The organism is Limosilactobacillus sp. (genome assembly GCF_022651205.1).
Lineage (GTDB): Bacteria > Bacillota > Bacilli > Lactobacillales > Lactobacillaceae > Limosilactobacillus.
In genome coordinates this window covers 1-10,813 of record NZ_JALCQI010000039.1, presented here as the reverse complement: position 1 = coordinate 10,813, position 10,813 = coordinate 1, and the positions used below count along the sequence as shown (strand labels likewise).

Below are 10,813 nucleotides of genomic sequence, written 5' to 3'. Positions count from 1 at the left end.
GTTCATTACAGCAAAAGCTGACTAATGCCGAGAAGACGCTAGGAAGTCTGATCGATGATGATGGAAACGAAAAGCAATACGAGAAGTCAACTGATGACCCAAGCAATAACGGCGGTGGAAATCGTGGCTACGGCAGTGATGAGAAGCCTTTAGAGGAGTAAGTCAATGATAGAACTTAGTGAATTAAAGGAAGAAATCGATCAATTCTTAAGAGAAAAAATGCCACTTGATATTGATCAAGATACTTTGGCCGCTTCAATGGAATATTCTGTTAATGCTGGTGGTAAGCGATTACGGCCCGCTTTAACGTTAACAACAGTTCAAATGTTGGGTGGACAGGTTAATCAAGGTGTCATGAAGGCTGCAGCAGCCTTAGAATTACTCCATACATATTCACTAATTCATGATGATCTTCCTGCGATGGATAATGATGATTTACGTCGTGGGAAACCGACTAACCACAAAAAGTTTGGAGCGGGAATGGCGACTCTGGCTGGTGATGGCCTATTAACAATGGCTTTCCAATGGGTTGCTGATAACCAATTATCTGCTGAGGTGCGTGCGGAATTATCCCTTGAGCTCGCAAAGGCTGCTGGACCATCAGGAATGGTAGCGGGGCAGGCAAGAGATATCGAAGGGGAACATCAACGACTGAACCTTGATCAGTTACGATACCTTCATCGTCAAAAGACAGGGGCTTTATTACGCTATGCGGTCTTGGCTGGCGGAATTATTACTAATCAAGAGCAGGACGTAAAAGGCCTATTAGCAGATTTTGGAACGCAATTTGGTCTAGCCTTTCAAATTTACGATGATTTGATGGATGTTGTTGGTACGACTAAGGAAATGGGAAAGACCGTTCATAAAGATGCTGGCGAACACAAAAATACCTATCCTGGTCTATTGGGTGTTCAAGGATCTGAACAACAACTTCATTCAGTGTTGAAGCAGGCAAAAGCGACCCAAACAAAATTGGGAGAAGTAACGGGATGCAATTTTAAGCCGTTTGACCAGTTTTTGGCATATTTTAAATTGTGAGGATAAAGATGGAAAAACAACGCGTTGATATTTTATTAGTAAAACAGGGACTCTTTGATTCTCGTGAGCAGGCAAAGAGAGCCGTTATGGCTGGTGAAATTCTTGGGAAAAATAATGAACGGTTGGATAAACCAGGTGAAAAGATTCCCGTGAATACAACCTTACACATGAAGGGTCACAAGATGCCGTACGTAAGTCGTGGTGGTTTGAAATTAGCCAAGGCATTAGATGTCTTTAATATTGATGTTAAAGGTAAAACGGTGTTGGATATTGGTTCTTCAACCGGTGGCTTTACGGATGTAATGTTACAAAATGGTGCAAAATTAAGTTACGCTTTAGATGTTGGAACTAACCAATTAGTTTGGCAACTTCGTGAGGATCCTCGAGTAGTGGTTATGGAACAAACTAATTTTCGTTATAGTAAATTAGCAGATTTCAATCATGGTCGGCCCGAATTTGCCTCAATTGATGTTTCATTTATTTCTTTACGATTGATTTTGCCGCCGTTAGCTAAAATCCTCGTTCCGGGTGGTGAAGTGGTTGCCTTAATTAAGCCACAATTTGAGGCCGGAAAAGAGAAAGTTGGTAAGCACGGAATTATTAAAGATCACGAGGTTCATAAAGAAGTTCTTGAGGATGTTTTAACTTTTGCCCAAGAAGACGGCTTCGATGTGCTTAATTTAGACTTCTCTCCAATTAAGGGTGGTCAAGGAAACATTGAATTCCTTGTTCATTTGAGACTGAGTGAGGAGAAAGGAAAGATGTCAGAGCAGGTTAATATCAACCAAGTATTGGCCAACGCAGATGCAGAACTTAACCATAAGGAGTGAAAAATAATGAGGAAGGTTGAGCGTCAACAATTAATTCGGGAAATCATAACTAAGAGTCAGATTGAGCGTCAGGATGATCTGGTTGCTGCATTAAAGGAACAAGGGGTTCGAGCAACCCAGGCAACAATTTCACGTGATATCAAGGAACTTCAATTGGTAAAGGTCCCCGCTAGTGATGGTGGTTATCGCTATGCCTTACCAGCTCAAGGAAATATTGATAATCAGACGCGGTTAAGCACCGAATTATCAAACAACATGCTTTCCTTAGAGCGTCAGGATCAATTCTTATCAATTGTAATGAGACCTGGTAATGGTCCAGTAATGGCTAGTCTGATCCGCCAAATGGAAACTGATGATGTTTTTTCAGTGATTGGTGATGATGCCGGGGTTTTAGTTGTTTGTCGGTCAATCGAAGCAGCAACTAGTGTTGAAGAAATGTTTCAAAATCTGATTAATTAAGGGTGACTAAATGTTACAGGAATTAACAATTGATAATTTAGCAATTATTAAACATCTTTCTTTGGATTTTTCTGATCATATGACTGTTTTGACGGGGGAAACAGGTGCAGGAAAGTCAATTATTATTGATGCAGTCGGCTTACTTGCAGGTGGTCGTGGTTCCCAAGAATTTATTCGTCGTGGTGCAGATAAATTATCACTTCAGGGGCAGTTTGCCCTTCCACAAGATCCGGAATTTGATGAGCTGCTTGATTCATTAGGGATTGATCATGATGATGAAATCCTTATTATATCTCGGGAGATTTATCGTCGTGGGCGAAACGTTATTCGGGTTAACGGTCAATTGATTAATACGGCAACATTAAAGCGGATCGGTTCTCGACTTGTTGATATTCAAGGACAAAATGAACATCAGCTATTATTACGGCCAGAAATGCATTTGGGGATGTTGGATCAATTTGCTCATAATGATGTTCAAGATTTATTAAGTCGTTACCATGATCAATATCAGGATTATATGAAGTTAAAGGCTGCTGTAGATAAAAAGCAAAGTAATGAACAACAGTGGGCACAAAGATTAGATATGCTTCGGTATCAGGTTAATGAGATTGAGAGTGCTGATCTGAAAGCTGGTGAGGAAGAACAACTGAAGAGTGAGCATGATCGCCTAGAACATTTCCAACAAATTAATAATTCATTGCAACAAGCTGTTACGGTATTTAATGGTGGTGATCAGGGAGCGGTACTTGATCAAATCGCAACGGTAATGAATTCGATTAATGAAATTGCCGAGTTTGATGATGCCTATGATTCACTAAGTAAATCCTTGAATGATGCCTACTATGCTCTTCAAGATGTGGCAGCGGAGGCTAATCGTCAATTGGATCTCCTGGAATTTAACGATGACCGGTTGAGTGAAATCGACCAGCGGTTAACGTTAATTGGTGATTTGGAACATAAGTATGGTGATACTGTTGCCGATATTTTGAGTTACTACAATCAAATTAAACAGGAACTCGATTCAATGGAAGAAACGGCAGATTCAAATAGTGACTTAGAGGAACGATTAACAACTGCTAAGGAAAAATTAACCGAAACGGGACAGCAGTTAAGTCAGGTTCGTCAACAGGCGGCTCATCGTTTAACTAAACTTGTCCACCAGCAGTTGCGGGAACTCTATATGGATAAAGCCGTTTTTGAAGTGCATTTTACAAAACAATCTCGAGAACACTTCACTCCTAGCGGCCTAGATGAGGTTGAATTTTATATTCAAACGAATCCTGGGGAATCCATGGGGCCATTAGCACGAATTGCATCTGGTGGTGAGCTTTCTCGGGTAATGCTAGCGCTCAAAACCATTTTTGCTCAAAATGAGGGTGTCACGAGTATTATTTTTGATGAGGTTGATACCGGTGTTAGTGGTCGTGTTGCACAAGCAATTGCTGATAAAATTAAGGTGATCGCTGATCGGTCCCAAGTCCTGTGTATTACTCATTTGCCACAGGTTGCAGCAGTGGCTCAACACCATCTCCTGATTCAAAAGCATGTTAAGAATGAGCGAACAACAACAATGGTTACAGTTCTTAACAATACTCAACGGGTCAATGAACTTGCACGAATGTTATCTGGTGAAAAGGTAACAAAATTAACCAAGGAACATGCCCAAGAACTGTTAAAGATGGCGCAGGATTAATTCAATTAGAACAAAACAAGGATAAGGAACTGCACTTCAAGCATTCCTTATCCTTGTTTTAGATTGTATTGAAAATTAGAAGTTAGCAATATAATGAATTTGGTTAAAGCCAACCACGTAACTAATATTTTTGTTTTGAATTAAATAGCGCTTGTTATCGAGTCTTTTTACTGTGCCGCGAACATTAACTGGGTAGCCAGCACTATTAATTGGGATTAGTTGAATAAGCACTCTTAGTCTTTCGTTAATTGTCCTGTTAAGGAAGTCAAGACGTTGCTTAGTAGGCTGAGGGGTCAATAATTTGATCTCTTCTTTGTGAGATGTGAAATCATTATCCAGTAATTGTTGTAGCTTACCATTAAGAATAGTAGATGCTGATTTAAATAAAGATTGTTCCATTTGCATTCCAACCATCTCCGAACATTTGTTTGTAAATCCATTATACGAACAGACGTTCACGAATGCAATAGGTAATTTAAAAATATTACTGGTTTGAATAGTTGATTTTAATTTTTATTTAGTGCATTATAGTAATAATACGTTATATTTGAATAGGAGTATTAACATGGCAAAAAGGGGAATGTTAATCGTACTTTCTGGTCCTTCCGGTGTAGGTAAGGGAACCGTACGTAAAGCAATTTTTGATTCCAACGATAATGATTTTCAATATTCTATCTCAATGACAACACGTCAGCCACGACCCGGTGAAAAGAATGGGGTTGACTACTACTTCGTCTCTAAAGAAGAATTCGAACATGAAATCCAAACGGGAGGAATGTTGGAATATGCAAAGTATGTTGACAACTATTACGGGACCCCATTAAAATATGTTAATGAGACTTTGGATTCCGGGAAAGATGTTTTCCTTGAGATTGAAGTTAACGGAGCAATGCAGGTTCGTTCAAAGTGTCCCGATGGTGTTTTCATTTTCTTAACACCACCTGATCTTGATGAACTGAAGCAACGATTAATCCATCGTGGTACGGATAGTATGGATGTAATTAACAAGCGGATTCGTAAAGCTTTCGATGAAATTCGAATGATGCAAAACTACGATTACGCCGTTGTTAATGATGAAGTGCCAAATGCTGTTGCTAAAATTAAGGATATTATTCGTACCGAACGTCTTCGGGTTAACCGAGTAATGCCACGATATCTTGAAATGTTAGGAGATTCAGCACAATGATTCTTTTTCCATCAGTTGATGAATTATTAAAACGGATTGATTCACGCTACTCATTAGTAATGCTTGCCAGTAAGCGGGCTCACGAATTAGAGCGTGGTTCAGCTCCTTTGCTTGACCATTATTATTCAAGCAAGCCGGTCGGTAAGGCTCTGGAAGAAATTGAGGCCGATAAGGTTATCATTGATCCAGATCACTTTGAAGACTTGCAAGACTAATTGTTGGCAGAAAATAAATTTGGGCATTCGTAATTTCTGAATGATTAATTCATTGAGGTTACGGGTGCTTTTCTTTTACGGTTGAATGATCTTATCGGAAAGTAAGATGAGAATGATATAATCAACCTTGGAGTTAAAAGTTTGGAGTGTTCGAAATGGCAAAAATAGCAGTATATATGACTGGCGGAATCGCTCTTTATAAAGGGATTGAAGTGATTCGCTCCTTAGAAAAATCAGGTAATCAAGTACGAGTCGCAATGACGGAATCAGCTACCAAGCTGGTTTCACCAGTGACACTCCATGCATTAACACATCAACCCGTATTAACAACGCTGTGGACCCAAAATGATTCACCAGTACCTCATGTTGAGCTTGCAGACTGGTCTGACTATGCAGTGATCCTTCCGGCAACGGCAAATATTATCGGCAAAATGGCCCACGGAATTGCCGATGATGCCGTATCAACGACACTGTTAGCTACTGCAATTTCAAAGGTTGTTGTCGTTCCGGCAATGAATTCTAATATGTGGAATAATCCAGCTGTCCAGCGAAATATTAAGCAGTTAAAAAACGATGGGATTAAAATTATTGAACCAGTTACTGGATTACTTGCGGAAGGATATCAGGGGAAGGGACGTCTTCCAGAACCTGGTGAGATCACTAGCCAATTAGAAGCAATTATTAGTACCCAAAATAGTAAGCAATTACCCAGAAAGCGAGTATTGATCACTGCTGGCGGCACCCGTGAAAGAATTGATCCGGTTCGTTTTATTGGAAATCGTTCTTCCGGTAAAATGGGGATTGCGCTTGCTAATGCAGCCGCTGACGCTGGAGCGATGGTCGACTTAGTCCTTGGTCAAATTACTGTTCCTGAACCGGTTAATCCTAGAATTAAAATTTACCATGTTGAAAGTACCGAAGAAATGCAATCAGCTGTAACCACCCTTTTTCCCTCAGCTAATATATTAATAATGGCGGCCGCTGTTGCTGATTTTCGGCCCGTTACTATTGCTAAGCAAAAGATTAAGAAAGTTGATGGACAGGAACAATTGGGGATTTCATTGGTGAAAACTACTGATATCTTAAAAACAGTTGGTGCTCAAAAGCGATCTGATCAGCTTGTGGTTGGCTTTGCTGCAGAAACGACTGATTTATTGCAGAATGCAAATAAAAAGTTAACCAATAAGAATGCCGATTTAATTATTGCTAATAATGTTGCTGGAGCAAATGGTGCTTTTGGTAGTGACTTGGATCAGATAACAATCTTACAAAAGAATAGTGAACCAATTTTTTGGCCCAAGATGACGAAAGTAAATGTAGCAGTTAAGTTGATTCAGCTGCTTGCTACAAAGGTAAAGTAAGGTGAATTGAATGGCACAACTAGCACAAGTGATTGTTGATGTTCCCACGATGCAAACTAACCAACCCTATACATATCAGGTACCTGCTCGGCTTGAAAATCAAATTCAATTAGGAATGCGGGTAGTTGTTCCATTCGGCAATGGCAAACGGCATGTTCAAGGCTTTGTAGTTGGCCTTGATCAGCCAACTATGTATGATGGTCAATTAAAACCAATTTCTGCTTTAATGGATCTCCAGCCTGTAATTGATCCTGAGTTACTAAAGTTGAGTAAGTGGCTTGCTGACCAAACGTATGCCTTTTGGATCTCCAGTATTTATACGATGCTGCCAAATATGCTTAAGGCAAAGACGACCCGGATTGTTAAGATCATTGATGAGGTTGATGAACAAGTCGTTTTTGACGTTTTTCATGGGAAAGACGAGCTTGACTTTGCAACGGTCCAGTCTGATCCCCAGGTGGTTAGTTTACTTCTTAAACTACAAAAGCAGGGGAAAGTTAGTTTTGAATATGTAGTTGCGGATCAAGCTAAGGCAAAGACGACGACTGGTATTCGCCCTCAATTAGATTTTGAAGGATTAGAAGACGCTAGAACATCATTACATTCAAACGCTCATGCACAGAACCGCTTATTATCCTACTTGCAAAGTATTGTTGGTAAGACGGTTAAGCAGACGGAAGCCGAAAAGGTTAGTGGCCTGAAGTCAGCAACCTTTAATATTGGTGCACAAAAAGGGTGGTTAACGAAAGTACCAGTTGAAGTTTATCGGAACCCGTTTGACAAGAAATTACCTGATGATCACCATCTTGCAAAGCCGTTAATGTTAAATGATGAACAGGGAGCGGCAGTTAAAGAGATCGATCGGGCAATTGATAATTCACAAAATCAAGTATTCCTTCTTGAGGGAGTTACTGGAAGTGGGAAAACTGAAGTCTACCTCCAGTCAATTGCTAAGGTACTTCAGAACAATAAAACGGCATTGATGCTCGTTCCGGAAATCTCATTGACACCGCAAATTGTTAACCGTGTCCGTCGTCGATTTGGTTCAAAAGTGGCGGTTCTTCATAGTGGCCTTTCTAATGGTGAACGGTTTGATGAATGGCGACGAATTGAACGCGGTGAGGCACAAGTTGTCGTTGGTGCTCGTTCGGCTATTTTTGCGCCGTTAAAGAATCTTGGGGTAATCATTCTTGATGAGGAACATGAGTCAAGCTATAAGCAGGACGAGTCGCCTCGCTACCATGCCAGGGATGTGGCTAAGTGGCGGGGAAAGTACAATAGTGCTCCTGTTGTTTTAGGGTCCGCTACCCCAAGCCTAGAAAGTCGTGCACGGGCAATGAAGGGTGTTTACCAGCTCATTCGGTTAAAGCATCGTGTAAATAAGCAACCCCTTCCGCCAATTCAAGTGGTGGATATGCGACCAGAAATTAAGGAACGGGGCGAAAGTAATTTTTCTCGTGAATTATTAGGGAAGCTAGTAGATCGCTTAATGAAAAATGAACAAAGCATTTTAATGCTTAACCGGAGGGGCTTTTCTTCATTTATGATGTGTCGTGATTGTGGCTCTGTTCTAAAATGTCCCAATTGTGATATTTCGTTAACCCTTCATATGGATAGTCACACAATGAAATGTCACTATTGCGGTCATGAGGAGCCAATTCCGCGTTACTGTCCTAACTGTGGAAGCCGTGAAATTCGCTATTATGGTACCGGTACGGAAAAAGTTGAACAAGAGCTAAACCGGTTGATTCCTAATGCCCGAGTTATTCGGATGGATGTTGATACAACAAGACGGAAGGGGATGCATGAAAAGCTTCTTCGTCGTTTTGGTCAACACCAAGCTGATATCTTACTTGGAACCCAGATGATCGCAAAGGGACTAGATTTTCCTAATGTTACTTTAGTTGGGGTCCTAAATGCCGATACTGGCCTTGGTCTGCCTGATTTTCGTTCGAGTGAGCGAACCTTTGATTTATTAAGTCAGGTAAGTGGTCGTGCAGGTCGTGCTGACAAAACAGGTGAAGTAATAATTCAAACTTATAACCCGGATCACTATGCTATTCGACTGGCTCAGCAAAATGATTACGAGGGATTTTTTAAGCGGGAAATGTCCTTACGGCGTCAAGCTAGTTATCCGCCATACTACTTCACTGTTCGGATAATGGCGAGTCACGAAGACGAAGCTGTTGCGGCACGAGCTATGACCAAAATTCATCGGGAATTAGTTGATAATTTAATGCCGTCGACGATTATCCTTGGTCCAACTCCCCGGGCAATCGCACGAATGAAGAGACGCTATTATTATCAAATTGTAATTAAATACAAGCAGGATCAACGATTACACCCACTTCTACAAAAAATTCTTCAGGAAACTCAAAGTAAGGGGAGAAAGGATGTCCAGATTTCGATCGATCCTGATCCGCAATATTTTATGTAATGAAAGGACGAGATATTAATGTCAACATCAATCGTATTTATGGGAACACCAGAATTTGCGGTCCCGATTCTCCAAAGTTTAATCGACGCACCAGAATATGAGGTTAAAGCTGTATTAACACAACCAGACCATCGAGTTGGTCGTAAGCACGTGTTAACACCTTCACCAGTGAAAAAATTAGCAGTAGAAAACCAAATTAAGGTCTTACAGCCTGCTAAGTTGGGTGGAAGTGAAGAGATGGGTGAAATTATTGAAATGCAACCTGATTTTCTGATCACCGCTGCTTATGGTCAATTCTTGCCAACTAAGTTACTTAGTGCTGCTAAGATCGCTGCAATTAACGTTCATGGTTCATTGCTGCCTAAGTACCGTGGTGGGGCACCCGTTCAATACTCAATTATTAATGGCGATCGTGAAACTGGAATTACGATCATGTACATGGTTAAGAAAATGGATGCGGGGGACATGATTGCTCAACGCTCAATTCCAATTGAACGTGATGATGATAACGGAACGATGTTTAAAAAACTCAGCATCCTTGGTCGAGATCTGCTCTTAGATACCTTGCCGGACTTAATTAGCGGTAATGTTCATCCACAAAAGCAGGATCCAGATAAAGTTACTTTTTCGCCTAATATATCAAGCGATCAGGAGCAAATAGACTATACGATGCCTGCAAACAGAATTGATGATAAGGTCCGGGGATTACGGCCGGCACCAATTGGCAATATGAGGATTGATGGCCTCCGTACCAAAATTTATGATGTAACACCGCTTACTGAAAAGACAAGCTTGGAACCTGGTAAGGTAGTTCGCGTTGATAAACATCATCTAATCATTGCTGCGGGCAATGGAACAACATACCAAATAAATGAACTCAAGCCAGCTGGTAAGCAGAAAATGAATATTACAGCGTACCTAAATGGTCATCAAAACATTAAAGAAGGGATGCAAGTAGTAACTAATGACTAAGTTTATTCCACAGAATGCTCGTGAATTAGCCTTTACATCTTTAGAACGTGTTCTGAAGACCGGGGCCTATTCCAACCTTCAAGTTGATGAAACCTTGCGCCATCATAATTTAAGTTCAGCTGATCGTCGACTAGTAACGACAATTGTTTATGGGACGCTTCAGCACCAACTTACTCTTAAATATTGGCTAGATTCACTAACCCGACAAAAGAAACTGGATTCATGGGTTGAAGCCTTATTGATGACTGCTCTTTATCAGTACCATTACCTAGATAGGTTTCCTAATTGGGCGATTACTAATGAAACCATTGAAATCGCTAAGCATCGGGGGAACCCGGGAATTAGAAAATTTGTTACCGGAGTTCTTCACGCCGCTTTACGAAAAGGATTTCCCGACTTTTCCAAAGTTAAAAAAACTACAGAACGACTTTCCCTTGAATCAAGTGTTCCTCAATGGTTAGTAGAAAAATTTGTTCAGCAATACGGGATGGAGAAGGCTAAAGACATTCTTCATGCCATCAATATGCCTGCCCACGTTTCAATTCGCATTAATACTAATAAAAGCGATTTAGCAACAGTAAAAGAGCAACTACTAAATGAAGGTGTTGAGACTACCGAGAGT

General features: G+C 40.6%; 11 protein-coding genes and 1 pseudogene. 11 read left to right on the top strand and 1 reads right to left on the bottom strand.

Features of this window, described 5'->3' with window-relative positions:
* From LKJ51_RS07165 to recN, 5 genes and pseudogenes are all read left to right on the top strand, one after another.
* Positions 1-161: pseudogene (locus tag LKJ51_RS07165) on the top strand (exodeoxyribonuclease VII small subunit); the annotation flags it as partial.
* Between the two features lie 4 nt (positions 162-165).
* Positions 166-1,038 (top strand): polyprenyl synthetase family protein, encoded by an 873-nt coding sequence (locus tag LKJ51_RS07000; protein WP_291979554.1) that lies wholly within the window; start codon positions 166-168, stop codon positions 1,036-1,038.
* 8 nt (positions 1,039-1,046) lie between these two features.
* Positions 1,047-1,868 carry a TlyA family RNA methyltransferase gene (locus tag LKJ51_RS06995; protein ID WP_291979553.1) on the top strand — a complete coding sequence of 274 codons (822 nt, stop codon included), beginning with the start codon at positions 1,047-1,049 and terminating at the stop codon, positions 1,866-1,868.
* Between the two features lie 6 nt (positions 1,869-1,874).
* Positions 1,875-2,327 (top strand): arginine repressor, encoded by a 453-nt coding sequence (locus tag LKJ51_RS06990; protein ID WP_291979552.1) that lies wholly within the window; start codon positions 1,875-1,877, stop codon positions 2,325-2,327.
* Between the two features lie 10 nt (positions 2,328-2,337).
* Positions 2,338-4,020, top strand: a complete 1,683-nt coding sequence (recN, locus tag LKJ51_RS06985; protein ID WP_291979551.1) for a DNA repair protein RecN — start codon at positions 2,338-2,340, stop codon at positions 4,018-4,020.
* Positions 4,021-4,095: 75 nt separating this feature from the next.
* Here the strand turns inward: recN and LKJ51_RS06980 are convergent, their stop codons facing one another.
* A complete protein-coding gene (locus LKJ51_RS06980) occupies positions 4,096-4,425 on the bottom strand; it encodes a hypothetical protein (RefSeq protein ID WP_291979550.1) in 330 nt (109 codons plus the stop codon).
* A 160-nt stretch (positions 4,426-4,585) separates the two neighbouring features.
* On the opposite strand from LKJ51_RS06980, the gene gmk reads away from it, so the two are divergent.
* From gmk to LKJ51_RS06950, 6 genes are all read left to right on the top strand, one after another.
* Entirely contained in the window at positions 4,586-5,206 is a 621-nt protein-coding gene (gene gmk / locus LKJ51_RS06975) for a guanylate kinase (RefSeq protein ID WP_291979549.1), read from the top strand.
* A complete protein-coding gene (gene rpoZ / locus LKJ51_RS06970; RefSeq protein WP_291979548.1) occupies positions 5,203-5,421 on the top strand; it encodes a DNA-directed RNA polymerase subunit omega in 219 nt (72 codons plus the stop codon). Before gmk ends, rpoZ begins: the two co-directional genes overlap by 4 nt.
* A gap of 155 nt (positions 5,422-5,576) precedes the next feature.
* Positions 5,577-6,782, top strand: coding sequence for a bifunctional phosphopantothenoylcysteine decarboxylase/phosphopantothenate--cysteine ligase CoaBC (gene coaBC, locus LKJ51_RS06965; RefSeq protein ID WP_291979547.1), 1,206 nt, complete (start codon positions 5,577-5,579; stop codon positions 6,780-6,782).
* Positions 6,783-6,792: 10 nt separating this feature from the next.
* The gene (gene priA / locus LKJ51_RS06960; RefSeq protein ID WP_291979546.1) at positions 6,793-9,219 is read left to right on the top strand and encodes a primosomal protein N'; all 2,427 of its coding nucleotides are present in this window, start codon (positions 6,793-6,795) and stop codon (positions 9,217-9,219) included.
* Positions 9,220-9,237: 18 nt separating this feature from the next.
* Positions 9,238-10,191, top strand: a complete 954-nt coding sequence (gene fmt / locus LKJ51_RS06955) for a methionyl-tRNA formyltransferase (protein WP_291979545.1) — start codon at positions 9,238-9,240, stop codon at positions 10,189-10,191.
* A partial coding sequence (locus LKJ51_RS06950; RefSeq protein WP_291980209.1) for a transcription antitermination factor NusB occupies positions 10,184-10,813 on the top strand: 630 nt, incomplete at its 3' end. The genes fmt and LKJ51_RS06950, both read left to right, overlap by 8 nt.

Coding starts and splice junctions, on each gene's coding strand:
- LKJ51_RS07000 (WP_291979554.1), top strand. CDS start 166: ATGATAGAACTTAGTGAATTAAAGGAAGAAATCGATCAATTCTTAAGA.
- LKJ51_RS06995 (WP_291979553.1), top strand. CDS start 1,047: ATGGAAAAACAACGCGTTGATATTTTATTAGTAAAACAGGGACTCTTT.
- LKJ51_RS06990 (WP_291979552.1), top strand. CDS start 1,875: ATGAGGAAGGTTGAGCGTCAACAATTAATTCGGGAAATCATAACTAAG.
- recN (WP_291979551.1), top strand. CDS start 2,338: ATGTTACAGGAATTAACAATTGATAATTTAGCAATTATTAAACATCTT.
- LKJ51_RS06980 (WP_291979550.1), bottom strand. CDS start 4,425: ATGCAAATGGAACAATCTTTATTTAAATCAGCATCTACTATTCTTAAT.
- gmk (WP_291979549.1), top strand. CDS start 4,586: ATGGCAAAAAGGGGAATGTTAATCGTACTTTCTGGTCCTTCCGGTGTA.
- rpoZ (WP_291979548.1), top strand. CDS start 5,203: ATGATTCTTTTTCCATCAGTTGATGAATTATTAAAACGGATTGATTCA.
- coaBC (WP_291979547.1), top strand. CDS start 5,577: ATGGCAAAAATAGCAGTATATATGACTGGCGGAATCGCTCTTTATAAA.
- priA (WP_291979546.1), top strand. CDS start 6,793: ATGGCACAACTAGCACAAGTGATTGTTGATGTTCCCACGATGCAAACT.
- fmt (WP_291979545.1), top strand. CDS start 9,238: ATGTCAACATCAATCGTATTTATGGGAACACCAGAATTTGCGGTCCCG.